At 59.7% G+C, this 26,644-nt stretch carries 29 protein-coding genes; 20 read left to right on the forward strand and 9 right to left on the reverse strand.

All coding sequences use genetic code 11. The annotated features are described in order from the left end of the window. Positions 1 to 166: 166 nt before the first annotated feature. Positions 167 to 1,099 (reverse strand): LysR family transcriptional regulator, encoded by a 933-nt coding sequence (locus ACTJJ6_RS07455; RefSeq protein WP_049299114.1) that lies wholly within the window; start codon positions 1,097 to 1,099, stop codon positions 167 to 169. A gap of 97 nt (positions 1,100 to 1,196) precedes the next feature. Here ACTJJ6_RS07455 and pcp point away from each other — a divergent pair, with 97 nt between their 5' ends. Next, on the forward strand, positions 1,197 to 1,844 hold the full coding sequence (pcp, locus tag ACTJJ6_RS07460; RefSeq protein WP_033641394.1) for a pyroglutamyl-peptidase I: 648 nt from the start codon (positions 1,197 to 1,199) through the stop codon (positions 1,842 to 1,844). 45 nt (positions 1,845 to 1,889) lie between these two features. Here the strand turns inward: pcp and ACTJJ6_RS07465 are convergent, their stop codons facing one another. The 3 genes from ACTJJ6_RS07465 to ydgT all read right to left on the reverse strand — a co-directional run bounded on the left by ACTJJ6_RS07465 (position 1,890) and on the right by ydgT (position 3,838). Beyond that, positions 1,890 to 2,921 (reverse strand): NADP-dependent oxidoreductase, encoded by a 1,032-nt coding sequence (locus ACTJJ6_RS07465; RefSeq protein WP_440803256.1) that lies wholly within the window; start codon positions 2,919 to 2,921, stop codon positions 1,890 to 1,892. 84 nt (positions 2,922 to 3,005) lie between these two features. Then, positions 3,006 to 3,425 carry a universal stress protein UspC gene (gene uspC, locus ACTJJ6_RS07470; protein WP_016927278.1) on the reverse strand — a complete coding sequence of 140 codons (420 nt, stop codon included), beginning with the start codon at positions 3,423 to 3,425 and terminating at the stop codon, positions 3,006 to 3,008. 197 nt (positions 3,426 to 3,622) lie between these two features. Further along, complete coding sequence (ydgT, locus tag ACTJJ6_RS07475) at positions 3,623 to 3,838, reverse strand: transcription modulator YdgT (RefSeq protein ID WP_004934895.1); 216 nt, start codon at positions 3,836 to 3,838, stop codon at positions 3,623 to 3,625. Positions 3,839 to 5,181: 1,343 nt separating this feature from the next. Between ydgT and flhD the strand changes: the two genes are divergently transcribed. The 15 genes from flhD (at position 5,182) to ACTJJ6_RS07550 (ending at position 21,220) form a co-directional block, all read left to right on the forward strand. Next, positions 5,182 to 5,532, forward strand: a complete 351-nt coding sequence (flhD, locus tag ACTJJ6_RS07480) for a flagellar transcriptional regulator FlhD (protein ID WP_004934891.1) — start codon at positions 5,182 to 5,184, stop codon at positions 5,530 to 5,532. Further along, positions 5,532 to 6,116, forward strand: a complete 585-nt coding sequence (gene flhC / locus ACTJJ6_RS07485) for a flagellar transcriptional regulator FlhC (protein ID WP_016927281.1) — start codon at positions 5,532 to 5,534, stop codon at positions 6,114 to 6,116. The genes flhD and flhC overlap by 1 nt, the downstream gene beginning before the upstream one ends. A gap of 145 nt (positions 6,117 to 6,261) precedes the next feature. Further along, positions 6,262 to 7,152: a flagellar motor stator protein MotA gene (motA, locus tag ACTJJ6_RS07490; RefSeq protein WP_015378266.1), complete on the forward strand. Its 891-nt coding sequence runs from the start codon at positions 6,262 to 6,264 to the stop codon at positions 7,150 to 7,152. After that, on the forward strand, positions 7,149 to 8,213 hold the full coding sequence (gene motB, locus ACTJJ6_RS07495) for a flagellar motor protein MotB (RefSeq protein ID WP_016927283.1): 1,065 nt from the start codon (positions 7,149 to 7,151) through the stop codon (positions 8,211 to 8,213). The genes motA and motB overlap by 4 nt, the downstream gene beginning before the upstream one ends. Continuing rightward, positions 8,210 to 10,231, forward strand: coding sequence for a chemotaxis protein CheA (gene cheA / locus ACTJJ6_RS07500; protein ID WP_049299119.1), 2,022 nt, complete (start codon positions 8,210 to 8,212; stop codon positions 10,229 to 10,231). The genes motB and cheA overlap by 4 nt, the downstream gene beginning before the upstream one ends. 32 nt (positions 10,232 to 10,263) lie before the next feature. After that, positions 10,264 to 10,764, forward strand: coding sequence for a chemotaxis protein CheW (gene cheW / locus ACTJJ6_RS07505; protein WP_004934876.1), 501 nt, complete (start codon positions 10,264 to 10,266; stop codon positions 10,762 to 10,764). 194 nt (positions 10,765 to 10,958) lie between these two features. Continuing rightward, a complete protein-coding gene (locus tag ACTJJ6_RS07510; RefSeq protein ID WP_004934873.1) occupies positions 10,959 to 12,629 on the forward strand; it encodes a methyl-accepting chemotaxis protein in 1,671 nt (556 codons plus the stop codon). Between the two features lie 76 nt (positions 12,630 to 12,705). Then, positions 12,706 to 14,322 carry a methyl-accepting chemotaxis protein gene (locus ACTJJ6_RS07515; protein WP_016927287.1) on the forward strand — a complete coding sequence of 539 codons (1,617 nt, stop codon included), beginning with the start codon at positions 12,706 to 12,708 and terminating at the stop codon, positions 14,320 to 14,322. A 37-nt stretch (positions 14,323 to 14,359) separates the two neighbouring features. Then, positions 14,360 to 15,232 carry a protein-glutamate O-methyltransferase CheR gene (gene cheR, locus ACTJJ6_RS07520; RefSeq protein ID WP_143778243.1) on the forward strand — a complete coding sequence of 291 codons (873 nt, stop codon included), beginning with the start codon at positions 14,360 to 14,362 and terminating at the stop codon, positions 15,230 to 15,232. Beyond that, the gene (locus tag ACTJJ6_RS07525; RefSeq protein WP_015378262.1) at positions 15,232 to 16,281 is read left to right on the forward strand and encodes a protein-glutamate methylesterase/protein-glutamine glutaminase; all 1,050 of its coding nucleotides are present in this window, start codon (positions 15,232 to 15,234) and stop codon (positions 16,279 to 16,281) included. The genes cheR and ACTJJ6_RS07525 overlap by 1 nt, the downstream gene beginning before the upstream one ends. 102 nt (positions 16,282 to 16,383) lie before the next feature. After that, entirely contained in the window at positions 16,384 to 16,773 is a 390-nt protein-coding gene (gene cheY / locus ACTJJ6_RS07530) for a chemotaxis response regulator CheY (protein WP_004934862.1), read from the forward strand. Positions 16,774 to 16,783: 10 nt separating this feature from the next. Continuing rightward, a complete protein-coding gene (gene cheZ, locus ACTJJ6_RS07535; RefSeq protein ID WP_004934858.1) occupies positions 16,784 to 17,428 on the forward strand; it encodes a protein phosphatase CheZ in 645 nt (214 codons plus the stop codon). 165 nt (positions 17,429 to 17,593) lie between these two features. Further along, positions 17,594 to 18,745, forward strand: a complete 1,152-nt coding sequence (gene flhB, locus ACTJJ6_RS07540) for a flagellar biosynthesis protein FlhB (RefSeq protein WP_143778242.1) — start codon at positions 17,594 to 17,596, stop codon at positions 18,743 to 18,745. Then, complete coding sequence (gene flhA / locus ACTJJ6_RS07545) at positions 18,738 to 20,816, forward strand: flagellar biosynthesis protein FlhA (protein WP_016927291.1); 2,079 nt, start codon at positions 18,738 to 18,740, stop codon at positions 20,814 to 20,816. Before flhB ends, flhA begins: the two co-directional genes overlap by 8 nt. Continuing rightward, positions 20,816 to 21,220, forward strand: coding sequence for a flagellar protein FlhE (locus ACTJJ6_RS07550; protein WP_033640022.1), 405 nt, complete (start codon positions 20,816 to 20,818; stop codon positions 21,218 to 21,220). The genes flhA and ACTJJ6_RS07550 overlap by 1 nt, the downstream gene beginning before the upstream one ends. 2 nt (positions 21,221 to 21,222) lie before the next feature. Here ACTJJ6_RS07550 and ACTJJ6_RS07555 read toward each other — a convergent pair whose 3' ends face one another. The 5 genes from ACTJJ6_RS07555 to flgA form a co-directional block, all read right to left on the reverse strand. Then, the gene (locus ACTJJ6_RS07555) at positions 21,223 to 21,525 is read right to left on the reverse strand and encodes a helix-turn-helix domain-containing protein (RefSeq protein ID WP_015378258.1); all 303 of its coding nucleotides are present in this window, start codon (positions 21,523 to 21,525) and stop codon (positions 21,223 to 21,225) included. After that, positions 21,518 to 21,892, reverse strand: coding sequence for a type II toxin-antitoxin system RelE/ParE family toxin (locus ACTJJ6_RS07560; RefSeq protein WP_350024231.1), 375 nt, complete (start codon positions 21,890 to 21,892; stop codon positions 21,518 to 21,520). The genes ACTJJ6_RS07555 and ACTJJ6_RS07560 overlap by 8 nt, the downstream gene beginning before the upstream one ends. A gap of 229 nt (positions 21,893 to 22,121) precedes the next feature. Further along, entirely contained in the window at positions 22,122 to 22,556 is a 435-nt protein-coding gene (locus ACTJJ6_RS07565) for a flagella synthesis protein FlgN (protein ID WP_016927294.1), read from the reverse strand. A gap of 39 nt (positions 22,557 to 22,595) precedes the next feature. Beyond that, a complete protein-coding gene (gene flgM, locus ACTJJ6_RS07570; RefSeq protein ID WP_016927295.1) occupies positions 22,596 to 22,907 on the reverse strand; it encodes a flagellar biosynthesis anti-sigma factor FlgM in 312 nt (103 codons plus the stop codon). Positions 22,908 to 23,036: 129 nt separating this feature from the next. After that, positions 23,037 to 23,690, reverse strand: a complete 654-nt coding sequence (flgA, locus tag ACTJJ6_RS07575; RefSeq protein ID WP_049299124.1) for a flagellar basal body P-ring formation chaperone FlgA — start codon at positions 23,688 to 23,690, stop codon at positions 23,037 to 23,039. A gap of 160 nt (positions 23,691 to 23,850) precedes the next feature. On the opposite strand from flgA, the gene flgB reads away from it, so the two are divergent. The 4 genes from flgB to flgE are packed head-to-tail and all read left to right on the forward strand — an operon-like array spanning position 23,851 to position 26,642. Next, a complete protein-coding gene (gene flgB, locus ACTJJ6_RS07580) occupies positions 23,851 to 24,264 on the forward strand; it encodes a flagellar basal body rod protein FlgB (RefSeq protein WP_015378256.1) in 414 nt (137 codons plus the stop codon). Positions 24,265 to 24,269: 5 nt separating this feature from the next. Then, positions 24,270 to 24,674, forward strand: a complete 405-nt coding sequence (gene flgC, locus ACTJJ6_RS07585; RefSeq protein ID WP_004934826.1) for a flagellar basal body rod protein FlgC — start codon at positions 24,270 to 24,272, stop codon at positions 24,672 to 24,674. Positions 24,675 to 24,686: 12 nt separating this feature from the next. Further along, positions 24,687 to 25,364 (forward strand): flagellar hook assembly protein FlgD, encoded by a 678-nt coding sequence (flgD, locus tag ACTJJ6_RS07590; protein ID WP_016927297.1) that lies wholly within the window; start codon positions 24,687 to 24,689, stop codon positions 25,362 to 25,364. A gap of 54 nt (positions 25,365 to 25,418) precedes the next feature. Continuing rightward, positions 25,419 to 26,642 carry a flagellar hook protein FlgE gene (flgE, locus tag ACTJJ6_RS07595; protein ID WP_143778241.1) on the forward strand — a complete coding sequence of 408 codons (1,224 nt, stop codon included), beginning with the start codon at positions 25,419 to 25,421 and terminating at the stop codon, positions 26,640 to 26,642. Positions 26,643 to 26,644: the final 2 nt, after the last annotated feature.

Genomic DNA, 26,644 nt, shown 5'->3' on the forward strand with positions numbered 1-26,644 from the left:
GTCACTGACTGTTTTTTATCCTTACCATTTGCCAGTTAAAGATGATCAAATATATAAATTTGGCGAATGTTAATTCGGATGATTCCTATTTGGTGGGCGTCCCAGGGCCCGCCGACGGGCCTGGGAACATGCGTTTGAACGGTTGAAAATGCAGCGAATGCCGCCGTTAGCGTGGAGAGGAGGCGAAGGAGAGTTGACCGATCAGCTCGCAGAGCCAGATTAAAGCCGGGTCGCGTTGCGCCTGCCGGCCGGCGATCAGCTCAATGGGGAAAGGCGCGATGGCCAACTCGTCAGGCAGCGGGAGAATGCGTACGCGTTGCGGATCGGAAAAATGCCGGGCCGCGCTGGCGGCCAGCGTGGCGATCAGATCGCTGTCGGCGACCACGGCCGGCAGAGCGGCAATGTGTGAAAAGGTCACGGCAACGCGCCGTTGACCGCCGATTTCCGCCAGACGCCGGTCGACCAATCCTCTGGCAGAGCCGTCGTCTGCCGGTGCGTACAGCCCATGCGGCAGGCTGAGGTAGCGCGCCAGATCCCAGCGGCCGTCCGCCAGCTGTGGGTGTGAACGGCTGGCGATACACACCAGATGTTCTTCAAACAACGTGCGCACATAGTGGCTTTCCGCACCGGAAAGGTGCCCTCCCAGCGCGATATCCACCTCGCCGCGATCCAGCTGCCGGTAAATATTGTGGCGATCCAGGCGCGAAACGCGAATATCGATGCCGGGTGCAGTCTGACGCAATCGACTGATGATGGCGGGCAGCAGCAAGATATCGGCATAGTCGCCGGCCGCCAGCGTAAAACGCCGCTGCCCGGCGGTGGCCGGGTCGAAACGGGCAGGGGGCGCCAACGCCAGATGGATCTGTTCAAGCACCCGCTGTATTTGCGGCATCAGCTGGTGGGCGCGCGGCGTGGGCGCCATGGCGCCGCCGCTGCGAATAAACAGCGGATCGTTCAGAAGAATGCGCAGCCGCGCCAATGCATTGCTGACGGAAGGTTGCGCGCGGTTAAGACGCCGGCCTGCGGCGGTGACGTTGCGCGTCTGATACAACGCCTCAAACACCACCAGCAAGTTGAGATCGACGCTGGATAAATTCATTTCATGAATACCATATATAAAGATAATCCATTTCCAGAATCATACTGCGTTCTTTAGGCTGGAAGTACACGAATTTAGCCTTCAATCAGGGGAAATGATGAACAAAGTCTTGATCACCGGCATTGAGCCGTTCGATGGTGATGCGGTGAATCCTTCCTGGCAGATTGCGCAGGCGTTGGCCGGTGAACATATTGCCGGCGCGGAGATCGTGGTGCTCGAGCTGCCCTGCGTATTGGGCGTGGCCAATCAGCAGTTGATCGCGGCGATTGAGGCATTGCAGCCGCTGGCGGTGATTTGTCTGGGGCTGGCCGGCGGCCGGGCCGAGATATCCCTGGAACGGGTGGCCATCAATCTGATCGATGCCCGCATTCCCGACAATGCCGGTAAACAGCCGATTGACGTGCCGGTGGTGGCCGGCGGGCCGGTGGGCTATTTCAGTACGCTGCCCGTCAAGGCCGCGGTGCAGCAACTGCGCCGGCAGGGGATCCCCGCGGCGGTCTCTTATACGGCAGGCACCTACAACTGCAACCATATTTTTTATGGTCTGCGTCACTATCTGGAGACGCATCATTCGCGGGTCAGGGGCGGGTTCGTGCATATTCCGTACAGCCATGAACTGGCGGCAGCGCACCCGGGCAAGCCGAGCATGGCGCTGGCGACGATGGTGGAAGCGGTGCGCACTGTCGTGCAGGTGACGCTGACGGTAGAGGAAGATGTGCGATTCGGCGATGGCGCCGTACATTAGCCGTACATTAAAAGCAGGGCGTGGCGTACCACGCCCTGCTGCGGGTTATTCGTCGGCGACGCGGATCACCAGTTTGCCGAAATTTTTGCCCTGTAGCAGGCCGATAAACGCCTGCGGCGCCTGCTCCAGCCCGTCGACGATGTCTTCGCGGAACTTGATTTTCCCCTGTTCGACCCAACTGCTCATTTGTTGCAAGAACTCGTCAAAGCGAGCGCCGTAGTCGTCAAAGATGATAAAGCCCTGCATGCGGATGCGTTTGCGCAGGATCAGTCCCTCCAGCAGCGGCAAGCGGTCCGGCCCCGCGGGTAATCCGGTGGCATTGTAATGGGCGATGATGCCGCATACCGGAATGCGCGCTTTGGTGTTCAACAGCGGCAGTACGGCGTCGAACACCGCCCCGCCGACATTCTCGTAATAGATGTCGATACCCTGTGGGCAGACAGCGGCCAACCGTTCGGCAAAGTCTGGGGCGCGGTGATCGATACAGGCGTCGAAACCCAACTCTTCCACCACATAGCGGCATTTTTCCGCACCGCCGGCGACGCCGACGACGCGGCAGCCTTTCAGTTTGCCGATTTGGCCGACCACCGAACCAACCGCACCGCTGGCGGCGGCCACCACCAGCGTTTCACCCGACTGCGGTTGGCCGATGTCGAGCAGCCCCATGTATGCGGTAAATCCTGGCATGCCGAGCACGCCCAGCAGGCGGGAAGGGTGCGGCAAATGCGGGCCGAGGTTGCGCAGGCCGCTGCCGTCGGACAGCGCATATTCCTGCCAGCCGTCATATCCCAACACCCAATCGCCGACGTTGAAATCGGGATGCTGTGAGGCCGCCACGCGCGATACCGTACCGCCCACCATCACCTGACCGATCTCCACCGGTGGCGCATAGGAGGGGGCATCGCTCATGCGTCCGCGCATATAAGGATCCAACGACAGATAGACGGTGCGCAGCAGCAGTTGGCCGGCACCGGGTTGCGGTGCGGGGACGGTATCGAGACGGAAGTTCGCCGCCGTCGGTTCGCCGTGCGGACGCGCGGCCAGCAGGAAGCGGCGGTTCTGTTGAGAAGGGGACATCGAAAGCTCCTTTGTGTTGCGGCAAACAAGGTCCGTTAAGCCTAGTCCAGGGGCGCTAAGGGGACGTGACCGAATGTGCTTAGCTCAGAGCGGAACGATCAGCACGTCGATATGACTGATATTGATAAAGCGGGCGGCGGAACAGGAGACTTTGTTCATCATGCTGTCGCGGTGATTGCCGCAGAGCAGCAGGTCGAACGGCTGACGGCGGCTGGCGAATGCCAGGCTGTCACCCAGCTCGCCATGCACGATCAGCGTATCGGCGATAGGGTAGCCGGCGCGTTGGCGCAGTTCTTCCATAAACAGCCGGGTTTCCTCTTCCATCAGCGAGCGCAAATCGCCCAGCATCGGCCCGGCGAAATTATTGTACATTTCCGGATTGGCGAGGGTGCTTAACAGGGTGATGCTGCCGCCGTAAGGGCGAACGATGGAGACGGCCTTTTCCACCAGGCGGTGGCTGTCAGGGGCAACGGCGACGGTGACCAGAACGTTTTGATACCCCATATCCGACTCCTTGTTGTATCCATCGTGTTTCAGGCTGCCGCATCGGCGGCCTTGGTGGAAGCACTGCGTCGGATAAAGGGTAGAACCTGGTGAGCCTAATAAATGTGTTTCATATCACGCGCGGCAATAAAAGCTGAATTTGCCCCGGTTATATAGCAATAAAAGATAAAACCGTTGCCGCACGTAATTTCACTGAATTAAAGCACCTGTGCCCACAGCGTTTTCGGCACCTTGCCCAGATCGAACAATTTACCGGCAACCAGCTCGGCGCGACGGTGGTCGGCGGCACGGTACATATTGCTCATTTCCGTATCGTTTTCAATGGAGTAGTTCAGTTTGTCGTACACCTTCTCCAGGCTGTCCAAAGAGGAGCATTTACGAAATGTCAGCAGATATTCGAGCGTATCGGTCATGATTAAAATATAGCCTGTTAATAGTTAAAGCCGGGTGAATAACACATGGCGACTCACGGCGACGCCGTCGAGGCAGCGATGTACGACCTGACAAAAATCATTTCAATTAGATAAATTGCACTGGGTAATGATGTCACGCCGCCCGTAGCGGCGCTTTGATAAATCATAATATGCCAGTGCGCCGTCAGCAATCTCAGCCTGCTGATTAATGGAGAAATAGGGAAAGTCTCAGGGCGGTTGACGGCCGACGCGTCGTCATTCGTGCTGTGCACCAGCGCGCGGTGCCGTGCCGGCCTCTTTTGCGGTGATTTTTTCACCCGGCCGTGGCGCCGTCGCGGCATTGGGCGGTGTTTGTCGCCGCTGCCTGCGTTGAAAAACCGTTTTTTCGATGACGAAATATCAACAGTAAAACAAAACTGCGTTTTATTTTATGACAATGAAGTGATGAAAGCCAAAGCCATGTAAATAATCTGTGGGGTGAGGGGGAATTATCTCGGCGTCAGAGAAAGAAATAAAAAGCATTAAAGTTTTATGAATCGCCGCCGATATAACGTTTTGGGGAAATTTAACTCAAAAAAAGCATTCTTGCATCGTGCTAATACGGAAACATATCGTTACGTCTGTTAGCTTGTTCACTACGCCTGCGAATCATTGATAAGCCATAATCACCTGATGTTGAAAATTAGAACAGCCTCAGGCGGAGGGCTTAAGTCAAATCCGATAGCTAATAACCTTATAGTTTACATTGGTTATTTTTCAGCTTGGATATTTTTTAGTAACTCAAATGGTTATTTATACTGAGTTTGTTGCCTATATGCAGATTTTTGTTCTGTTATTTTGGTTTGGTGATGCTTTTGTTCGAATTGATCTAAAAAAGATAATTTTTTGGCGGATAAACATTGTTTTTAAGACGTTTTTTTACCTATGGCTGTTTTATGAGCAAATTGGCGGTCAATAAGTGAACGTATTTGGGTGTATTTGGCTTAATTATTTTTTATTTTTGTGATCTATGTCACATTGTATTTAAAATTGCCTCTCACTTACATTGTGTGTGCTAATGGTTCAGGGGTAGAGTTGCGCTGCTTTAGGAATAATCTTATTAAATTTGTAAAAATAGTTTCATGGTGACTAAACACTATCGAAGCAGAATGCTGTACATCCATACACGTTGGTTTACGCTCGTAGCAAATACTGAACAGTGGTCGAATTTAGCGATTGTCGAAAATTATAGCAGTCGTTTTTGAGAGATTAATTTGCCAACTTTGGGAAACAACCCAAGTCACGGGCGATAAAATTTATCACCCAGCGTATGTTTTTAAACATAGTCTGTCGGGATGGGGAATATGGGTACGTCTGAATTACTTAAGCATATTTATGACATCAATCTGTCATATTTACTTTTAGCACAGCGTTTGATCAACGATGAAAAAGCGTCCGCAATGTTTCGCCTGGGTATTGATGAAACCATGGCCGATGCGCTGGCGCAGCTGACTTTGCCGCAAATGGTTAAACTGGCCGAGACCAACCAGCTGGTTTGCCACTTCCGCTTTAACGAAAGCCAGACCATCGAGCGCCTGACCAAAGAGTCGCGCGTCGACGATCTGCAACAAATCCATACCGGCATTTTGCTATCAAGCCATTTACTGCAAGAGCTATCGAGTAAAGACGCTAGCCCGACGAAGAAAAGAGCCTGATGATGGTTGAGAAAAGTATCGTTCAAGAAGCCAAGGACATTCAGCTCGCCATGGAGCTGATTTCGCTGGGAGCCCGATTGCAGATGCTGGAGAGTGAAACCCAGCTTAGCCGCGGGCGCTTGATTAAACTTTACAAGGAGTTACGCGGCAGCCCGCCGCCAAAAGGAATGTTACCGTTCTCAACCGACTGGTTTATGACCTGGGAACAAAATATTCACTCGTCGATGTTTTACAACGCTTACCTGTTTTTGATGAAAAGCGGGCAGTGCAGCGGAGTGGAGGCGGTGATCAAAGCCTATCGCCTCTATCTCGAGCAGTGTCCGCAGCAGGCCGGCGAGGCGCCGTTGCTGGCGCTGACCCGTGCCTGGACGCTGGTGCGCTTCGTCGATAGCGGCATGTTGCAGCTTTCCGCCTGCAGCTGCTGCGGCGGCGCATTTATCACCCACGCGCACCAGCCGCTGAATGGTTTCATCTGCAGTTTATGCCAACCCCCATCCCGCGCCGTAAAAAGACGTAAACTTTCGCCGCAACTGGCCGATATTATTCCTCAACTGCTGGACGAGCAGGTCAAACGCGCCATTTGAGCCGCCACATTGCCGGCTCTCGGCAATGAATACCGACGTGTGATACGCAGGGGCGGCATGCCGCCCCCAGACATGCAGCCTGGTCTGTCGCGCCAGGGCGCGTTTGCCCCACCTTCCATCCACATTGTTAATTTAAGGAATGCGTGTGCTAGTTATTTTGGGTTATCTCGTGGTATTGGGCGCGGTGTTTGGCGGCTACCTGATCGTGGGCGGTCATCTCGGTGCGCTCTATCAGCCGGCGGAGTTTCTGATTATCGGCGGGGCGGGGGTCGGCGCTTTCATCGTCGGCAACAACGGCAAAGCGATCAAAGCCACGCTGCGCGCCCTGCCGCGCCTGATGCGCCGTTCCAAATACAACAAAGATCTGTATATGGATCTGATGGCGTTGCTGTTCCGTCTGCTGGCCAAATCGCGTCAGCAGGGCATGCTGTCACTCGAGTTCGATATCGATAATCCGCAAGAAAGTGAAATTTTCTCTAATTATCCGCGCATCCTTGCCGATAACACCCTGGTGGAGTTCATTACCGACTATTTACGGCTGATGGTGAGCGGCAATATGAATGCGTTCGAGATCGAAGCGCTGATGGACGAAGAGATCGAAACCTACGAGCAGGAAAGCGAAGTGCCCGCCGGCAGTCTGGCGATGGTGGGCGACTCCTTGCCGGCGTTCGGCATCGTCGCGGCGGTGATGGGGGTGGTGCACGCCCTGGCTTCGGCTGACCGTCCGGCCGCTGAACTGGGCGCGCTGATCGCTAACGCCATGGTCGGTACTTTCCTCGGCATTTTGTTGGCCTACGGCTTCATCTCGCCGCTGGCGACGTTGCTGCGCCAGAAGAGCGCCGAAAACGTCAAGATGATGCAATGCATCAAGGTCACGCTGTTGTCGAGTCTGAACGGTTACGCGCCGCAGATCGCAGTCGAGTTTGGCCGCAAAACGCTGTATACCACCGAACGTCCTTCTTTCGTTGAGCTGGAAGAACACGTGCGCCGCGTGAAAGCGCCGGCGCAGCAGGCGACGGAAGAAGAAGAAGCATGAAACAGAATCATCCGGTCGTTCTGGTCAGAAAGCGCAAATCGCATCATGCCGCTCATCACGGCGGCTCCTGGAAGATCGCTTATGCCGACTTTATGACGGCGATGATGGCGTTCTTCCTGGTGATGTGGCTGCTGGCGATCGCCAGCCCGCAGGAGCTGACGCAAATCGCCGAATATTTCCGTACGCCGCTCAAGGTCGCCCTGACCAGCGGCGACAAGAGCAGCTCCGAGAGCAGCCCAATCCCGGGCGGCGGCGACGATCCCACGCAGCAGCACGGCCTGGTGAGAAAACAGGTCGATTCGCCGGACGCGCGCGCCGAAGAGCTGCGCCTGAACAAGCTGCGCGAAAAGCTGGATGAGTTGATTGAGTCCGATCCGCGCCTGAAGGCGCTGCGCCCGCATCTGCTGATCAACATGATGGACGAGGGGTTGCGCATTCAGATTATCGATAGCCAAAACCGGCCGATGTTCAAAACCGGCAGCGCGCAGGTCGAGAGCTATATGCGCGATATTCTGCGGGCGATAGCGCCGATCCTCAACGACTTGCCGAACAAGATCAGCCTGTCCGGCCACACCGATGATATCCCTTACGCCACCGGCGAGCGCGGCTACAGCAACTGGGAACTGTCGGCCGATCGCGCCAACGCCTCCCGACGCGAGCTGATCGCCGGCGGCCTGGCGGAAGGCAAGGTGCTGCGGGTGGTGGGCATGGCGGCCACCATGAGCCTGAAACAGCATGGCGCCGATGACGCGATTAACCGACGCATCACCGTGTTGGTGCTGAACAAGCAAACGCAAGAGGGCATTGAGCACGAAAATGCCGAAAGCAACGCGCTGGATATCGCCCAACCGGACAGTCTGAAGCAGCTGGCGCCGTCGGCGACCGCACCGGCCAGCCAAACGCCGGAACCCTCGGCGACAGCCCCGGAACCGGTGGCGCCAACGCCAAGCGCTCCACCGCAGGCATCCCCGGCGATAGCACCGGCCGATCAGGCGCCGGAACAACCGGCTTCCGCACCCGCACCGACTAACCGCGACTCACAGCCAGAGGTGACCCCGTGAGCATGGACATTAGCGATTTTTATCAGACCTTCTTTGATGAGGCAGACGAGTTGCTGGCCGACATGGAGCAACACCTGCTGGAGCTGGATCCGCTGGCCCCCGATATCGAGCCGTTGAACGCCATCTTCCGCGCGGCGCATTCGATCAAGGGCGGCGCGGCGACCTTTGGTTTTTCGGTGCTGCAGGAAACCACCCACCTGCTGGAGAACCTGCTGGACGGTGCAAGACGCCAGGAAATGAGCCTGAGCACCGAGATTATCAACCTGTTTCTGGAAACCAAAGACATTATGCAGGAGCAACTGGACGCCTATAAAACCTCGCAACAGCCTGACGCTGAAAGCTTTGAATACATTTGTCAGGCGCTGCGCCAGCTGGCGTTGGAAGCGCAACAGCAGCAGGGGGCGCCTGCGGCTCAACCGGCCGTTCAGCAGCCTGTCGTTAAGCCATCGGCCGCGCCGGCGGCGATCGAGGGCGGCATGCGCATCAGCCTGAACGGGCTGAAAGCCAGTGAAATCCCCTTGATGTTGGAAGAGCTGGGCAACCTCGGCGAGGTTAAAGATCCGCATCAAACGGAACACAGTCTGGACGTGACGTTGCTCACCTCCGCCAGCGAAGACGACATCAGCGCCGTGTTGTGCTTCGTGCTGGAACCGGAACAAATCAGCTTCTCGACGCCGCCCCAGAGCGAACCGGCCATCGCAGAAGCGAGCTTACCGGAAGCGGTCGACGTGCCGGAGCCTGCGCCTGCGGCGGTCGCGAACGCCGCGCCGCCTGCCGCCAAACCGGCCGCCGCAGCGGCCGAAGCGCCAAAAGCGCGCGCCAAGGCGAGCGAGTCCACCAGCATTCGCGTGGCGGTGGAAAAGGTGGATCAGCTGATCAACCTGGTGGGCGAGCTGGTGATCACCCAGTCGATGCTGGCGCAACGCTCCGGCACGCTCGATCCGGTGAACCACGGCGATCTGCTGAACAGCATGAGCCAGCTGGAGCGTAACGCGCGCGATCTTCAGGAGTCGGTGATGTCGATCCGCATGATGCCGATGGAATACGTCTTCAGCCGCTATCCGCGCCTGGTGCGCGATCTGGCCGGCAAGCTGAACAAGCAGGTGGAGTTGACGCTGCAAGGCAGTTCCACCGAACTGGACAAGAGCCTGATCGAACGCATTATCGATCCGTTGACCCACCTGGTGCGCAACAGCCTCGATCACGGCATCGAAGAGCCGGCCACCCGCATCGCCGCCGGCAAGTCGGCGGTGGGCAATCTGGTGCTGTCGGCCGAACACCAGGGCGGCAACATTTGTATTGAAGTCATCGACGACGGCGCCGGCCTGAACCGCGAAAAAATTCTCGCCAAGGCGGCTTCGCAAGGGCTGGCGGTCAGCGACAGCATGAGCGACGAAGAGGTCGGCATGCTGATCTTTGCGCCGGGCTTCTCTACCGCCGAACAGGTGACCGACGTTTCCGGCCGCGGCGTCGGCATGGACGTGGTGAAAAGGAATATTCAGGAGATGGGGGGCCACGTCGAGATCCGTTCGCAGGCCGGTAAAGGCACCACCATCCGCATCCTGTTGCCGCTGACGCTGGCGATCCTCGACGGCATGTCGGTCAAGGTGAACGACGAAGTCTTTATCCTGCCGCTGAACGCGGTGATGGAATCGCTGCAGCCGCAGGCGGAAGATCTGCATCCGTTGGCCGGGGGCGAACGCGTGCTGCAGGTGCGCGGCGAATACCTGCCGCTGGTGGAGCTGTATCGGGTATTCGAAGTGGACGGCGCCAAAACCGACGCCACGCAGGGCATCGTGGTGATCCTGCAAAGCGCCGGCCGCCGCTATGCGTTGCTGGTAGATCAACTGATTGGCCAGCATCAGGTGGTGGTGAAGAATCTGGAAAGCAACTACCGCAAAGTGCCGGGCATCTCCGCCGCGACCATTCTGGGCGACGGCAGCGTGGCCTTGATCGTCGATGTCTCGGCGTTGCAAACCTTGAACCGTGAAAAGCGTCTGACGGACGCCGCCGCATAATAATGAGTTTATTGATTTAAAAGGTGAATGATATGGCAGGATTGGCAGCCGTCAGCAAATTGGCTGGCGAAACGGTAGGGCAAGAGTTTCTGATTTTTACCCTGGGCAACGAGGAGTATGGCATCGATATCCTCAAGGTGCAGGAAATTCGCGGCTACGATCAGGTGACCCGCATCGCCAACACCCCGGCGTTCATCAAGGGCGTCACCAACCTGCGCGGCGTGATTGTTCCCATCATCGATCTGCGGGTGAAGTTTTCGCAGCAGAGTGTTTCCTACGATGAGAACACCGTGGTGATCGTGTTGAACTTTGGCCAGCGCGTGGTGGGCATCGTGGTTGACGGCGTCTCCGACGTGCTGTCGCTCACCGCCGATCAGATCCGTCCGGCGCCGGAGTTCGCGGTGACGCTGGCGACCGAATATCTCACCGGCCTCGGTTCGCTGGGCGAGCGCATGCTGATCCTGGTGGATATCGAAAAGCTGCTGAGCAGCGAAGAGATGTCGCTGGTCGACAGCGTGGCGAAAAGCGTCTGATTTCAGACTCAAGGGGCGGGGCGCCGCCCCCTTTAACCTTCACTTTCCCTGATCTGTCGCGATGGCCTCAGCCGCGCCCGGAACCCCCACTAAAAATAGTTACTTTCCCGCATAAAGTTTTGCCGCACGGCGCCGATAACTCTCACATTCAACGTCATCAGAGCCTGTCTGCGCGGGCTTCAACAAGGGAAATCATGTTAAATCGTATGAAGGTGGTCACCAGCCTGTTGCTGGTGTTGGTGCTGTTTGGCGCCTTGCAGTTGATTTCGGGCGGACTCTTTTTCTCCTCGCTGAAAAGCGATAAGGAAAACTTTACCGTCCTGCAAACGATCCGCCAGCAGCAGCTGCAGCTGAGTGAAAGCCGCGTTGACCTGCTGCAGGCGCGTAACTCCCTGAACCGCGCCGGTATTCGCTACATGATGGATACCAACAAGATCGGCAGCGGCGCCACCATTGATGAACTGCTGGCCAAAGCGAAGGAAGAGCTGGGTGAAGCGGAAAGACACTACGCCGCGTACGAGAAAATTCCTCAGGACCCGCGCCAGGATCCTCAGTCGGCGGAACGCCTCAAGCAGCAGTACGATGTGCTGTACGGCGCGCTCTCCGAGCTGATCCAACTGCTGGGCGAAGGCAAAATCAACGCTTTCTTCGATCAGCCTACGCAGAGTTACCAGGACAACTTTGAGCAGAGCTACAACGTTTATCTGGAGCAAAACGGCAAGCTGTACCAAATCGCGGTCGACGGCAGCAACAGCTCCTACAACTCGGCCATTTGGACGCTGATCGTGGTGCTGGTGGTGGTGCTGGCGGTGATCGTACTGGTCTGGACCGGTATCCATCACATCCTGGTGCGCCCGCTGAACCGCATGATCGATCACATCAAACAGATCGCCGCCGGCGACCTGACTCAGCAGATCGTCGTCAACAGCCGCAACGAAATGGGCGTGCTGGCGGCCAGCCTGAAACATATGCAAAGCGAACTGATCGAAACCGTCAGCGGCGTGCGTCAGGGCGCGGACGCCATCTACAGCGGCGCGTCAGAAATCGCCGCGGGCAACAACGATCTCTCCTCCCGCACCGAGCAGCAGGCCGCGTCGTTGGAAGAGACCGCCGCCAGCATGGAACAGCTGACCGCGACGGTGAAACAGAACGCCGAAAACGCCCGTCAGGCTTCACAGCTGGCGCTGAGCGCCTCCGAAACCGCGCAGAAAGGCGGCAAGGTGGTGGCCAACGTGGTGCAGACCATGCACGACATCGCCGGCAGTTCGCAGAAGATCGCCGATATTACCGGCGTGATCGACGGCATCGCCTTCCAGACCAACATCCTGGCGTTGAACGCCGCAGTGGAAGCGGCGCGCGCCGGCGAACAGGGCCGCGGCTTCGCGGTGGTGGCCGGTGAAGTGCGCAACCTGGCGCAGCGCAGCGCACAGGCGGCGAAAGAGATCAAAGGCCTGATCGAAGACTCGGTCAGCCGCGTCGATATGGGCTCCGTGCTGGTGGAAAGCGCCGGGGAAACCATGGGCGACATCGTCAACGCCGTCACCCGCGTGACCGATATCATGGGCGAAATCGCCTCGGCTTCGGACGAGCAGAGCCGCGGCATCGATCAGGTTGGCCAGGCGGTAGCGGAAATGGACCGCGTCACCCAGCAGAACGCCTCGTTGGTGGAAGAATCCGCCTCGGCGGCGGCGGCGCTGGAAGAACAGGCCAGCATGCTGACCCAGTCGGTAGCGGTATTCCGTTTGAGGTCGGAAGGCCAGGAAGAGTTTAAGGCGCCTGTCACCAGCAAGGCGCCGGTAACACCGGTAATCAATCATAAGAAAATGAACGCCAGCGATCTGCAGGATAACTGGGAAACGTTCTGACCGGTATCGGGCCTCTCTCGCAGAGGCCCTTTTCCCTACGTAGGCCGGTCGCCGGCCGGCTGCAAGGAGGTTCACAGTGTTTAACCGAATCCGTATCTCTACCAGCTTGTTCCTGTTGTTGATGACCTTCTGCGTTCTGCAGTTGGCCAGCAGCGGCCTGTCGTATTCCGCGTTTCGCTCCGATAACCACAACCTCGACATCATCACCCTCGGCAGCCAGCAGCGCGATTCGCTCAGCCTGAGCTGGGTGTCGCTGTTGCAGGCCCGCAATACGCTGAACCGCGCCGGCACCCGCGCGGCGCTGAAACTGCCGCAGGAGCAGGTGAACGAATTGATGAGCAGCGCCCGCAGTTCGCTGCAGAAGGCCGACCTCTATTTCAATCAGTTCATGGCGGTTGAACGCAGCAGTGAACAGCAGAACCAGCAGACGGCCACCACCAAGGCCAGCTACGAGCGGCTGCGCGGCGCGCTGCGTGAACTGATCGGTTTCCTGGAAAAGGGCGAGCTGCAGGCGTTTATGGATCAGCCGACGCAGAAAACCCAGGACCTGTTTGAGGCTGACTTCGTGCAGTATTTGCAGTTGGTCAATGGCGACATCAGCGAGGCTCGAGACGCCAACCAATTCTCCTTCACGCTGGCGGGCCTGATGCTGGCGGGGGCGGTCTTGATGCTGATCGTGGTGACCGGTAGCGCCATGTGGTGGTTGCGCACCATGTTGGTACAGCCGCTGAATCAAATCCGCAGCCACTTTGAACGCATCGCCGCCGGCGATTTGGCGACGCCGATTCAAGTGTATGGCCGCAATGAAATCAGCATGTTGTTCGCCAGCCTGCAACGCACGCAGCAGTCGCTGATCGGTACCGTCGGCGCGGTGCGCGACGGTGCGGAGTCGATTCTGATCGGCCTGCAGGAGATCGCCGAAGGCAATAACGATCTCTCTTCCCGTACCGAGCAGCAGGCCGCTTCGCTGGAAGAAACCGCCGCCAGCATGGAACAGCTGACCGCGACGGTGAAGCAGAACGCCGACAATGCGCGGCAGGCCTCTCAGCTGGCGCGCGACGCTTCGGCCACCGCGGCCAAGGGCGGCGAACTGGCCGGGGACGTGGTCACCACCATGCACGATATCGCCAACAGTTCGCAGAAAATCGGCGCCATCACCAGCGTGATCGACGGCATCGCCTTCCAGACCAACATTCTGGCGCTCAATGCGGCGGTGGAAGCGGCGCGCGCCGGCGAACAGGGGCGGGGTTTCGCCGTGGTCGCCGGCGAGGTGCGCAACCTGGCGAGCCGCAGCGCGCAGGCGGCGAAAGAGATCAAGGTGCTGATCGACGAATCGGTCAGCCGCGTCAAACACGGCTCGGTGCTGGTGGAAAATTCCGGCGCCACCATGCAGGACATCGTGCGTTCGGTGACGCGCGTAACCGACATCATGGGCGAGATCGCCTCGGCATCGGATGAACAGAGCCGCGGCATCGAGCAGGTGACGCAGGCGGTGACCCAGATGGATCAGGTCACCCAGCAGAACGCCGCGCTGGTGGAAGAATCCGCTTCTGCCGCCACCGCGCTGGAAGAGCAGGCCATTACCCTGGCCGACGCGGTCGCGGTATTCCGTCTGGCGGACGATAACGTCGTCGCGTCAGGTAACAGCAGCAACGCAGTTTCACCCGTGGTAAAGGAAGCCCAAGATTGTTAAACCGCATAAGCAGCACGTTTTTCTCCGGTGAGGTGGCATGAAACAGGCGCCGTCAACTTCTAACCGGGATACAGCGTCGATGTTGACGCAAATGGTGCAGCGTCTGCCGCTGTCGGACGTGCATTTTCGCCGTATCAGCCAGTTGATTTATCAACGCGCCGGCATCGTGCTGGCGGAGCATAAGCGCGAGATGGTTTACAACCGCCTGGTGCGCCGGCTGCGGCTGTTGGGATTGCACGATTTCGGCGACTACCTGGCGCTGCTGGAAAGCGATCCGAACAGCGCGGAATGGCAGGCGTTCATCAACGCGCTGACCACCAACCTGACGGCATTTTTCCGCGAGGCGCATCACTTCCCGATCCTGGCGGAACATGCGCGCGCGCGGCCGAACGGCTACAGCGTATGGAGCACCGCGGCCTCGACCGGCGAAGAGCCGTATTCGATCGCCATCACGCTGAGCGATGCCCTGGGGCAACGCGCCGGCAGTTGCCAGGTCTGGGCCAGCGACATCGATACGCAGGTGCTGGAAAAAGCGGAGGCGGGCGTTTACCGCCAGGAAGATCTGCGCACCCTGACGCCGACCCAAATGCAGCGCTATTTTCTGCGCGGCACCGGGCCGCATCAGGGGTTGGTGCGCGTGCGGCCGGAGTTGGCGGCGCGAGTGAACTTTCAGCCGCTGAATCTGCTGGCGCCGGAGTGGGCGCTGCCGGGGCAATTCGACGCCATTTTTTGCCGCAACGTCATGATCTATTTCGATAAGGCGACGCAGGAGCGCATCCTGCGCCGCTTCGTTCCCTTGCTTAAGCCGGGGGGGCTGATGTTCGCCGGCCACTCCGAGAATTTCAGCCAGATCAGCCGGGATTTCTACTTGCGTGGGCAGACCGTGTATGGGCTGACCAAGGAGAGGTAATGAGTAAAATCAGAGTGTTATGCGTAGACGATTCGGCACTGATGCGCCAGCTGATGACGGAAATCGTGAACGGCCATGCCGACATGGAAATGGTGGCGACCGCGCCGGATCCGCTGGTGGCGCGCGATCTGATCAAAAAATTTAATCCTCAGGTGCTGACGCTGGACGTCGAGATGCCGCGCATGGATGGGCTGGATTTCCTCGAGAAGCTGATGCGCCTGCGGCCGATGCCGGTGGTGATGGTCTCTTCGCTGACCGGCAAAGGCTCGGAAATCACGCTGCGCGCGCTGGAGCTGGGCGCGGTGGACTTCGTCACCAAACCGCAGCTCGGCATTCGCGAGGGCATGTTGGCCTACAGCGAGCTGATTGCCGAGAAGATCCGCACCGCCGCCAGAGCGCGCCTGCCGCAGCGCTCCAGCAGCCCGGCGCCGGCGATCCTCAGCCATGCGCCGCTGCTGAGCAGTGAAAAACTGATCGCCATCGGCGCTTCCACCGGCGGCACCGAAGCGATTCGCCAAGTGCTGCAGCCGCTGCCGGCCACCAGCCCGGCGCTGTTGATCACTCAACACATGCCGCCGGGATTCACCCGTTCGTTCGCCGAGCGGCTGAACAAGCTGTGCCAGATCACGGTGAAAGAAGCGGAGGACGGCGAGCGCGTGCTGCCGGGCCACGCCTACATCGCACCGGGGGATCGCCACCTGGAGCTGACGCGCAGCGGCGCCAACTATCAGGTGAAGCTGCATGACGGCCCGGCGGTCAACCGTCATCGCCCGTCGGTCGACGTGCTGTTCCGCTCGGTGGCGCAATACGCCGGCCGCAATGCGGTGGGGGTGATCCTCACCGGCATGGGCAACGACGGGGCGGCGGGGATGCTGGAGATGCACCGCGCCGGGGCCTATACCCTGGCGCAGAACGAGGCGAGCTGCGTGGTGTTCGGCATGCCGCGCGAGGCGATCGCCAGCGGCGGCGTCAGCGAAGTGGTCGAGCTGGACAGAATGAGCCAGCGCATGCTGGCGCAGATCGCCGGCGGCCAGGCATTGCGCATTTGATTTTAGTCCGCAGGGTCTACCCGGCGGCGATATGACCCAGGTTCGCCGCGCGGTGGCCTGCGGTGTTGCATCATTAAACGGTTAACTATTTCAGGAGTAATAATGGCAGACAAAAACCTCAGATTTCTGGTTGTGGACGACTTCTCCACCATGCGCCGCATCGTCAGAAATCTGCTCAAAGAGTTGGGCTTCAACAACGTCGAAGAGGCTGAAGACGGCGCGGATGCGCTGAACAAGCTGCGCGCCGGCGGTTTCGACTTCGTGGTGTCCGATTGGAACATGCCGAACATGGACGGACTTGAGCTGTTGCAAACCATCCGCGCCGACAGCGCGCTGGCCGCGATGCCGGTACTGATGGTGACGGCGGAAGCCAAGAAAGAAAATATCATCGCGGCGGCGCAGGCCGGCGCCAGCGGTTATGTAGTGAAACCATTTACGGCGGCGACGCTGGAAGAAAAGCTCAACAAGATTTTTGAAAAATTGGGCATGTAAGGAGAGGGCGATGAGAGACATTCCAATGCCTGCCAGCGATGCAGCGACCGCGGGAGAGATCATCTCCCGCATCGGCCAACTGACCCGAATGCTGCGCGACAGCATGCGCGAACTGGGGCTCGATCAGGCGATCGCCCAGGCGGCAGAGGCGATCCCGGATGCGCGCGACCGTCTTGACTATGTCGTAACCATGACGGCGCAGGCGGCGGAACGGGCGTTGAACTGCGTGGAGGCGGCGCAACCGCGCCAGGCGGAGCTGGAATCCGGCGCCAACGCGTTGAAAGGGCGCTGGGACGAGTGGTTCGCCAATCCCATCGAACTGGACGACGCGCGTTCTCTGGTCAACGACACGCGTCAGTATCTGGATCAGGTGCCGGGCCATACGGCCTTCACCAACGCCCAGCTGCTGGAAATCATGATGGCGCAGGACTTCCAGGATCTGACCGGTCAGGTGATCAAGCGCATGATGGACGTGGTGCAGGAGATCGAAAAGCAGCTGCTGATGGTGCTGATGGAAAACATGCCGGAGCAGCCGGTGAAGGAAAAACGGCCGAACGACAGCCTGCTGAACGGCCCGCAGCTCGACCAGAACGGCGTCGGCGTGATCGCCAACCAGGCGCAGGTCGACGATCTGCTCGACAGCCTCGGTTTCTGAGGCCTTTCGGGGCGCGCGACGGCGCGCCCCGACAACAAGCCACGCAGTTTTCGTCTCATCCCCTAAATAACCCGCCTTTTTCCCCGTTGTTCCGCCAATGACATCGCCAATTTTTTGGCATGCTGACCGCCATTCTTTACCCTCCCGATACAGGAACGGCGTTTCGTGGCTGAAGACAGCGATCTGGAAAAAAGCGAGGCCCCCACGCCCCACAGGCTGGAGAAGGCGCGTGAAGACGGCCAGATCCCGCGCTCCCGCGAGCTGACCTCGGTACTGATGCTGCTCTCGGGCCTTGCGATTATCCTGATGTCCGGCAGCAACATGGCGCAACAGCTGGCGGCGATGCTCACGCAAGGGCTGAACTTTGACCACGGCATGGTCAGTAACGACAAGCAGATGCTTCGCCAGCTCGGCATGCTGTTGCGACAGGCGGTGCTGGCGCTGCTGCCGATCATGGCGGGGCTGGTGCTGGTGGCGCTCGCCGCGCCAATGCTGTTGGGGGGCATTCTGTTCAGCGGCAAGTCGATTAAATTCGACGTGAAGCGGCTGAACCCGCTGTCCGGGTTGAAGCGCATCTTTTCCAGCCAGGTGTTGGCCGAGCTGCTGAAAGGGATCCTGAAAGCGACGTTGGTCGGCTGGGTGACCGGCCTCTATCTGTGGCACAACTGGGCGGTGATGCTGCATCTGATGACCCAGCAGCCGCTCGATGCGTTGGGCAATGCGCTGCAGATGATCCTGTTCTGCGGTTTTCTGGTGGTGCTGGGGCTGACGCCGATGGTGGCGTTCGACGTGTTCTATCAGCTGTGGAGCCACTTCAAAAAGCTGAAGATGACCAAGCAGGATATCCGCGACGAATTCAAGGATCAGGAAGGGGACCCGCACGTCAAGGGACGCATTCGCCAGCAGCAGCGGGCGATCGCCCGGCGCCGCATGATGGCCGACGTGCCCAAGGCGGACGTGATCGTCACCAACCCGACGCACTACGCCGTCGCGTTGCAGTACAACGACAAGAAAATGAGTGCGCCGAAGGTGCTGGCCAAGGGGGCCGGCGAAATCGCCTTGCGCATTCGTGAGCTCGGTGCGGAGCACCGCATCCCGATGCTGGAAGCGCCGCCGCTGGCGCGTGCGCTGTATCGGCACAGCGAGATCGGCCAGCATATTCCGGCCACCCTGTATGCCGCGGTCGCCGAAGTGTTGGCCTGGGTATACCAGCTGCGCCGCTGGCGGCGCGAGGGCGGCCTGATCCCGAAAAAACCTGAACGTTTACCGGTGCCGGAAGCACTGGATTTTGCAAGAGAGAGTGACTCTGATGGCTAATTTGGCCTCCCTGCTTCGTTTGCCGGGCAATTTTAAAGATACGCAGTGGCAGGTGCTGGCCGGCCCGGTGCTGATCCTGCTGATTCTGTCGATGATGGTGTTGCCGTTGCCGGCGTTTATCCTCGACCTGCTGTTTACCTTCAACATTGCGCTGTCGATCATGGTGCTGCTGGTGGCGATGTTCACCCAGCGCACGCTCGAATTCGCCGCTTTCCCGACCATCCTGCTGTTCTCCACGTTGTTGCGTTTGTCGCTCAACGTCGCGTCGACGCGCATCATCTTGCTGGAGGGGCATACCGGTTCCGCCGCCGCCGGCCGCGTGGTGGAAGCCTTCGGCCACTTCCTGGTGGGCGGCAACTTCGCCATCGGCATCGTGGTGTTCATCATCCTGGTGTTAATCAACTTCATGGTGATCACCAAGGGGGCGGGGCGTATCGCCGAAGTGGGCGCGCGCTTCGTGCTGGACGGCATGCCGGGTAAACAGATGGCGATCGACGCCGATTTGAACGCCGGATTGATTGGCGAAGACGAAGCGAAGAAACGCCGCGCCGAAGTGACCCAGGAGGCCGATTTTTACGGCTCGATGGACGGTGCCAGTAAATTCGTGCGCGGCGACGCCATCGCCGGCCTGATGATCATGGTGCTGAACGTGGTCGGCGGCCTGTTGGTCGGCGTGGTGCAACACGGCATGGAACTGGGGGCGGCGGCGGAAAGCTATACGCTGCTGACCATTGGTGACGGCCTGGTGGCGCAGATCCCGGCATTGGTGATCTCCACCGCCGCCGGTGTCATCGTCACCCGCGTCGCGACCGATCAGGATGTCGGCGAGCAGATGGTGGGCCAGCTGTTCAACAATCCGCGCGTGATGCTGCTGAGCGCCGGGGTGCTGGGCCTGCTGGGCCTGGTGCCGGGCATGCCGAACCTGGTGTTCCTGCTGTTTACCGCGGCTCTGCTGGGCCTCGCCTGGTGGCTGCGCGGCCGTGAACAGCAGGCGCCGAAAACGGTGGAGGATCCGGTGATGCCTGAGAATCCGCAGGCCGCCGAGGCCAGCTGGGCCGACGTGCAGTTGGAAGATCCGCTGGGGATGGAAGTGGGCTACCGGTTGATTCCGATGGTCGACTTTCAACAGAACGGCGAGCTGCTGGGGCGTATCCGTGGGATCCGCAAGAAATTCGCCCAGGACATGGGTTATCTGCCGCCGGTGGTGCACATTCGCGACAACCTGGAACTGCCGCCAGCCAGCTATCGCATCCTGATGAAAGGCGTCGAGATCGGCAGCGGTGAAGCGCAGCCGGGCCGCTGGCTGGCGATCAACCCCGGCAATGCCGTTGGGGAGCTGGCGGGAGACAAAACCGTCGATCCGGCCTTTGGGCTCGAGGCGGTGTGGATCGACAGCGCCTTGCGCGAGCAGGCGCAGATCCAGGGCTTTACCGTGGTGGAGGCCAGCACCGTGGTGGCGACGCACCTCAATCACCTGATCGGCCAGTTCGCCAGCGAGCTGTTCGGCCGCCAGGAGACCCAGCAGTTGCTGGATCGCGTGTCGCAGGAGATGCCTAAACTGACCGAAGACTTCGTGCCGGGCGTGGTGTCACTGACGACGCTGCACAAGGTGCTGCAAAATCTGCTCGCCGAGCGCGTGTCCATCCGCGATATGCGCACCATCGTCGAAACGCTGGCGGAACATGCCCCGGCGCAGAGCGATCCTTATGAGCTGACGACCGTGGTGCGGGTGGCGCTGGGCCGGGCGATCACGCAGCAGTGGTTCCCGGGCAACGGCGAGATTCAGGTTATCGGGCTGGATACCCAGTTGGAGCGCTTGTTGTTGCAGGCGTTGCAGGGCGGCGGCGGCCTGGAGCCGGGGCTGGCCGATCGCTTGCTGGATCAGGCGCGCCAGGCGCTGCAGCGGCAAGAGATGCTCAGCGCGCCACCGGTGCTGTTGGTTAACCATGCGTTGCGTCCTTTACTGGCGCGCTTCCTGCGTCGCAGCCTGCCGCAGCTCGTGGTGCTGTCCAACCTGGAGATTAACGACGATCGCCAGATTCGCATGACCTCGACCATTGGAGCCGCCTGATGAAACGCTGTCTGTTCGTATTTTGTTTGCTGGCGCCGCTCGCCGCCTATGCGGTGTCCGGCTCCTGGGTGGCCGAAGGGGCGGGCGTGACGCTGGAACAGGGCGGCATGCGTGATGAATCCGCCGCTTTGCGGCCGCCGAACGCGCTGCCGGATGCCCATGCGCGCATCACCCGCGTCAGCTGGCGCTACCGTTTGCTGGGGCCGGAGCCAGTGGGGCTGCAGGCGCAGCTCTGCACGGTGAACCGCTGCATTCCACTGGGCGGCGGCAGCGGCAGCAGTGACGGTCTGCAGGGCGAGCCGGCCAATGCGGAATTGCGCTTTATCTATTACGTGCAGTCGCAAGGCGGGTTGAACCCGCCGCTGCGGGTGATTGGCAATCAGGTGATCGTCAATTATCAGTAACATCAGGCCAGAATTTGCAGGCCGTTGCGTTCCACCAGCGTCAGCAGTTTCATCGCGGCGGAGTTCGGTTGCGCTTCGCCGCGCTCCCATTTCTGCACCGCCTTTTTGCTGACGTTGAGATACAGCGCAAACACCGGCTGACTGACGTTTTCCCGTTCGCGCAGCGCGCGGATCTCGGCCGGCCCGAACTGCTTCACCGGCCGCAGGCACAGCATGTCGAAGGTGCGCATGGTCACGTCGTCGACGAAACCGGCGCGGTGCAGGCCCTGAACTTCCTGGTGGATCTCGGCAAGAATTTTACTCATCGCTTAGCCTCCGTAACTCCCTGTTGTTGACCAGCTGGTAGAGTCTGAATGGCGAATAATCCAGATACAGCGCAGCCAGATGTTTCAATCCCTGTAACTCATCCGTACTGATGTTTTCTCTCTCACTTTTGGCAAAGTCGCGCATAAAAAACAGGCGTTCTTCATCGCGAAAAACGATCAGTACCCGATAGCCGCCACGTTTGCCCGCACCAGCCCGAGCGATGCGCTTTTTGTATACGCAACCGCCAAGATTGGCGTCGTACAGCTGATGTTGCATCTCTCGCGCCGCTTTCACTATCCTGGCGTCGCTAATGCGCTCGCGTGCGGCAAAACCCTGAAAGGTTTTGGTGAGATAAATGTCGACCATTCGCTCTCCCTGCGAATCTATACCCGTTAAGGGTATATTTCAAGTGGTTTAAAAATAACCACAGGGTGACAAGCGGCCAAAGGGAAAGAAACAGCCAAATTCACGCCATGCGCAGCCTGGCGCAAAGTCTTAAGTGAATTCAAAGAGTGATAGGGAGAAAATGCGACGGGATGCGCAGAAGCCGGTTAACGCATGCCCGGTGATAGGCTCACCGGGCAAATGAGTCAGGTCAGACGCCGATTTTTCTGCCGAGCAGGCTGCCGGCGTGCGACTGGCCATCTGGGCCATACAGCGATTTGTTGTTTTTGCTGAGGATGGCCAGCGCCTGCGCGTTATGGTCGATCTGCTGATTGAGCAGCAGACCGTTGTGCTGGTTCTTTTCGCGCAGCGTTTGGCTCAGCAACTGAACGCGCTGCCAACGATCGGCCAGGGGCGCTTGGCTGGCATAGGGGGCGCGTTGCCCGCAGGTTTTTTCCTGCCCCAGGCGCTGTTGCTCGAGGTAAGCGACCGTCGCCAGCAGTTGGCTTTTGGCATCGGTGACGCGCTGCAAGGCCACGCCCGGCAACTGGCCGGAACACAGCAAGTCGTGCTCTTCCTCCAGCACGCCGTTGAGCGCCTGCAGCGTTTCCAACAGTTTGTCCAGCAGTTGTGCCAGGTTTTCCATAGTAATGACTTATCCTTTACCGCTACTCGCCGCGCGCTGTCAGTCGCGTCCGGCGATCCATTGAACATCGCTCTGCGCGTCTTGCAGCAGCGCATCGGCGATTTTGCCGGCGTCCATCTTCAGTTCGCCGTTGCGGATCGCCTGCTTGATGGCCTCGACCCGACCCATATCGATATCCTGGGTGCCCGGCTGCATCAGGCGCGCCTGCGCCTCGCTCAGTTTGACCTGCGTGCCGCTGACGGCGGTTTCCGCCACGGCGGCCTTGCGCGATTGGAGCGGGTTGTCGGCCGGGGTTTCTCGCGGTTGCACAGTGGAAACCGGCTGTAACCGCTGGGTGCGATCGATACTCATGGTCCATCTCCGTTTACGCCGTGACCGCTCGCGGGCGACGACGCTGCAATGAAAGTTTTGCGGCCCTGGTGGCCAATAAAATGCTGCTTGATTTGTCTTATCGGCAAGGTTTGCGGAACCTTTACTTTTTTATAACGTAATGCGGATCGCGCCGTCGTCCCCGACCACGCCGCTGACGATCTGCCCGGAGGCCATGCGCACCCGCACGCTGTCTTCGGCGGCGGCGTTGTTCATCGCCTTGCCCGCACCGCTGATGCTGAATCCTTCGCCCTGTGCGTTGACCTGCACCGGTTGCCCTGCCTTGATAATCCAGGCGCGGCGCAGCATGGCGAGGGTCAGCGGCTGACCGGGGCTGATGTTGCGCAGGCTGACGGCGCCCACCGCTTTGCCCGCTTCGGTCAGCGCGCGCGGCGGCAGGGTATCGAGCCGGCCTGCTTTCAACGCCAGATCCGCCGCCGTCAACCGGCTGCCGGCGCTGATGCCGCGCGCCGAAACGAGATAGCGGCCGAACACCTGCACCTGCGTCTGGATAAAACGCCGCTCCTGGCCACAGCGCGCCGAAATGCTGACGTTGCCGCCGATCCGCGCGTTGGGTGGCAGCGACAGCTGCGGCAGTTCGCAAGCGGGCCATTGGTTCGGCGGCGTGCGCACCCGCACTTTTACCTGTACCGGTTCACCGCTGAACTTGCCCTGGATGAAGCTTTCGATTTGCGTCGCCAGATCGTCGGCGCGCGCGTTCAGACTGCACAGCAGGCCGATAAGCAGCAGCATTTTACCTTTCATCGTCATCTTCTCAAGCTTCATCGGGATACGCGTAAGTGTACCCGCAGCGCGCGCAGGCTAAGCAGATAAATAGCGCCCCATTTTGCGTTTATTCCCGCGATAGGGTGGCGCAGGGGGCGTTTATGCTGTCGACTCCAAATTCTAACCTCGCGGAGGGAGCATGCTCGACAAACTGGACGCGGCTCTGCGCTTTGGCCAAGAGGCGCTGAACTTGCGCGCCCAGCGGCAGGAAATTCTGGCCGCCAACATCGCCAACGCAGACACGCCGGGTTATCAGGCGCGGGATATCGATTTCGCCAGCCAATTGAACAAGGTGCTGGAGCAGGGGCGCGTCAGCGGCAACGGCATGGCGCTCAACCTGACGGCGGCGCGCCACATCCCGGCGCAGACCCTGCAGCCGCCACAGCTCGATCTGCTGTTCCGAGTGCCGGACCAGCCGTCGATGGACGGCAACACGGTGGACATGGATCGCGAACGCACCAACTTTGCCGATAACAGCCTGAAATATCAGACCGACCTGACGCTGCTCAATGGGCAGATCAAAGGGATGATGTCCGTGCTGCAACAAGGATAAGGCGCATGTCTTTACTGAATATTTTTGATATCTCCGGCTCGGCGTTATCGGCGCAATCCCAGCGCATGAACGTCAGCGCCAGCAACATGGCCAATGCCGACAGCGTGACCGGCCCGGACGGCGAACCTTACCGCGCCAAGCAGGTGGTGTTCCAGGTCGCGGCGGCGCCGGGGCAACCGACCGGCGGCGTGCGCGTCGCCCAAGTGGTGGACGATCCGGCGCCCGAGCGTCTGGTGTATCAGCCGGGCAACCCGCTGGCGGACGCCAAGGGGTATGTGCGCATGCCGAATGTCGACGTGGTAGGGGAAATGGTCAACACCATCTCCGCTTCCCGCAGCTACCAGGCCAACGTCGAGGTGCTCAACACCACCAAGTCGATGATGATGAAGACCCTGACGCTGGGTCAGTAACCGGAGCTTCCCATGGCTATTGCCGCAACCACCAACGAGTCGTTGGATAACACCGTCATCGGTAACAACAGCAAAAATACCAACAGCCAGGATCTGCACAACAGCTTCCTGACGCTGCTGGTGGCGCAGTTGAAAAACCAGGATCCGACCAATCCGATGCAGAACAACGAGCTGACGTCGCAGCTGGCGCAGATCAACACCGTTCAGGGTATCGAAAAGCTTAACACCACGCTGGGGTCGATCTCCGGCCAGATCAACAGCAACCAGTCGCTGCAGGCCACCGCGCTGATCGGTCATGGCGTGATGGTGCCAGGCAACAACATTCTGGTCGGCAGCAAGGATGGCAAGGTCAGCACCACGCCGTTCGGCGTGGAACTGGAGCGCGCCGCCGATCAGGTGACCGCCACCATCACCAACGCCAGCGGGCAGGTGGTGCGCACCATTGAAATCGGCGGCCTGACCGCCGGCGTGCACGCCTTCACCTGGGACGGCTCGCTGGATGACGGCTCCACCGCGCCCGACGGCGCCTACAAAGTGGCGATTAACGCCAAAGGCAACGGCGAGCAACTGGTGGCGCGCAGCCTGCACTTCGGGCTGGTGAACGGCGTGATCCGCGACGGCAACGGCGCCAAGCTGGATCTCGGCCTGGCGGGCAACGCCACCCTGGAAGACGTGCGACAGATCTTATAACCCCAAGCATCAGGCTCAATCGGACGATAGCCTGACCACTATTCGGAGAATAACATGGCCTTTTCTCAGGCAGTCAGCGGCTTGAACGCGGCAGCAACCAACCTGGACGTGATCGGTAACAACATCGCCAACTCCGCGACTGCGGGCTTCAAATCCGGCAGCGTCTCCTTCGCCGACATGTTCGCCGGTTCGCAGGTCGGGCTGGGCGTCAAAGTGTCCGGCATCACCCAGAACTTCAAGGGCGGCACCACCACCGGCACCAGCCGCGCGCTGGATGTGGCCATCAACGGCAACGGCTTTTTCCGCATGCAGGATAAAGATGGCGGCATCTTCTATACCCGCAATGGCCAGTTCAAGCTGGACGAGAACCGCAACCTGACCAACATGCAGGGCCTGCAGCTGACCGGCTACCCGGCGGCCGGTTCCCCGCCGACCATCCAGCAGGGCGCCAACCCGGTGCCGCTGAGCATTCCCGAAGGCATGATGAACGCCAAGGCGTCCACCTCCGGCGAGATGGTGGCCAACCTGAAGTCCACCCATAAGGTGCCGGATGATCATAAGTTCGATCCGGCCAAGCAGGACAGCTACAACTACGTCAACACCATCACCGCTTACGACTCGCTGGGCAACGCGCACAATATCAACGCCTACTTCGTCAAGACAGAAGACAACAAGTGGCAGGTGTACACCCAGGACGGCAGCGCAGCTCCGGTGGATGCCGGCACCATGGAGTTCAGCACCAGCGGCAACCTGGTGAAAACCACCAGCACCAACGGCGCGCCGGGCGAGTTCAGCATGGTGATCCCGATGGCCGCCAAAGACGGCGCGCCGGCGCAAAACTTCACCCTGAGCTTCGCCGGCAGCATGCAGCAGAACGTGGGCAGCGACTCGGTGAGCAAAGTGGCGCAGGACGGCTATGCCGCCGGCGAATACACCAACTTCCAGATCAACAACGACGGCACGGTGGTGGGCATCTACTCCAACCAACAGACCCAGGTGCTGGGCCAGATCGTCATGGCCAACTTCTCCAACCCGGAAGGGCTGGCGTCGCAGGGTGATAACGTGTGGCAGGAAACCGGCGCGTCCGGCCAGCCGCGCGTCGGTCTGTCGGGCGGTGGCGGCTTCGGTAAGCTGACCAGCGGCGCGCTGGAATCTTCCAACGTCGATCTGAGCCAGGAGCTGGTGAACATGATCGTCGCGCAGCGTAACTACCAGTCCAACGCCCAGACCATCAAGACGCAGGACTCCATCCTGCAGACGCTGGTTAGCCTGCGCTGATA

This window comes from Serratia sp. 22278 (assembly GCF_052045405.1).
In the GTDB taxonomy this organism is placed as follows: domain Bacteria; phylum Pseudomonadota; class Gammaproteobacteria; order Enterobacterales; family Enterobacteriaceae; genus Serratia; species Serratia marcescens.

Bases quoted from the DNA above. Each gene is read 5' to 3' on its own strand.
- ACTJJ6_RS07455 (WP_049299114.1), bottom strand. From the start codon at position 1,099: ATGAATTTATCCAGCGTCGATCTCAACTTGCTGGTGGTGTTTGAGGCG.
- pcp (WP_033641394.1), top strand. From the start codon at position 1,197: ATGAACAAAGTCTTGATCACCGGCATTGAGCCGTTCGATGGTGATGCG.
- ACTJJ6_RS07465 (WP_440803256.1), bottom strand. From the start codon at position 2,921: ATGTCCCCTTCTCAACAGAACCGCCGCTTCCTGCTGGCCGCGCGTCCG.
- uspC (WP_016927278.1), bottom strand. From the start codon at position 3,425: ATGGGGTATCAAAACGTTCTGGTCACCGTCGCCGTTGCCCCTGACAGC.
- ydgT (WP_004934895.1), bottom strand. From the start codon at position 3,838: ATGACCGATACGCTCGAATATCTGCTGACATTTCGTAAATGCTCCTCT.
- flhD (WP_004934891.1), top strand. From the start codon at position 5,182: ATGGGTACGTCTGAATTACTTAAGCATATTTATGACATCAATCTGTCA.
- flhC (WP_016927281.1), top strand. From the start codon at position 5,532: ATGATGGTTGAGAAAAGTATCGTTCAAGAAGCCAAGGACATTCAGCTC.
- motB (WP_016927283.1), top strand. From the start codon at position 7,149: ATGAAACAGAATCATCCGGTCGTTCTGGTCAGAAAGCGCAAATCGCAT.
- cheW (WP_004934876.1), top strand. From the start codon at position 10,264: ATGGCAGGATTGGCAGCCGTCAGCAAATTGGCTGGCGAAACGGTAGGG.
- ACTJJ6_RS07510 (WP_004934873.1), top strand. From the start codon at position 10,959: ATGTTAAATCGTATGAAGGTGGTCACCAGCCTGTTGCTGGTGTTGGTG.
- cheR (WP_143778243.1), top strand. From the start codon at position 14,360: ATGAAACAGGCGCCGTCAACTTCTAACCGGGATACAGCGTCGATGTTG.
- ACTJJ6_RS07525 (WP_015378262.1), top strand. From the start codon at position 15,232: ATGAGTAAAATCAGAGTGTTATGCGTAGACGATTCGGCACTGATGCGC.
- cheY (WP_004934862.1), top strand. From the start codon at position 16,384: ATGGCAGACAAAAACCTCAGATTTCTGGTTGTGGACGACTTCTCCACC.
- cheZ (WP_004934858.1), top strand. From the start codon at position 16,784: ATGAGAGACATTCCAATGCCTGCCAGCGATGCAGCGACCGCGGGAGAG.
- flhA (WP_016927291.1), top strand. From the start codon at position 18,738: ATGGCTAATTTGGCCTCCCTGCTTCGTTTGCCGGGCAATTTTAAAGAT.
- ACTJJ6_RS07550 (WP_033640022.1), top strand. From the start codon at position 20,816: ATGAAACGCTGTCTGTTCGTATTTTGTTTGCTGGCGCCGCTCGCCGCC.
- ACTJJ6_RS07555 (WP_015378258.1), bottom strand. From the start codon at position 21,525: ATGAGTAAAATTCTTGCCGAGATCCACCAGGAAGTTCAGGGCCTGCAC.
- ACTJJ6_RS07560 (WP_350024231.1), bottom strand. From the start codon at position 21,892: ATGGTCGACATTTATCTCACCAAAACCTTTCAGGGTTTTGCCGCACGC.
- ACTJJ6_RS07565 (WP_016927294.1), bottom strand. From the start codon at position 22,556: ATGGAAAACCTGGCACAACTGCTGGACAAACTGTTGGAAACGCTGCAG.
- flgM (WP_016927295.1), bottom strand. From the start codon at position 22,907: ATGAGTATCGATCGCACCCAGCGGTTACAGCCGGTTTCCACTGTGCAA.
- flgA (WP_049299124.1), bottom strand. From the start codon at position 23,690: ATGAAAGGTAAAATGCTGCTGCTTATCGGCCTGCTGTGCAGTCTGAAC.
- flgB (WP_015378256.1), top strand. From the start codon at position 23,851: ATGCTCGACAAACTGGACGCGGCTCTGCGCTTTGGCCAAGAGGCGCTG.
- flgC (WP_004934826.1), top strand. From the start codon at position 24,270: ATGTCTTTACTGAATATTTTTGATATCTCCGGCTCGGCGTTATCGGCG.
- flgD (WP_016927297.1), top strand. From the start codon at position 24,687: ATGGCTATTGCCGCAACCACCAACGAGTCGTTGGATAACACCGTCATC.
- flgE (WP_143778241.1), top strand. From the start codon at position 25,419: ATGGCCTTTTCTCAGGCAGTCAGCGGCTTGAACGCGGCAGCAACCAAC.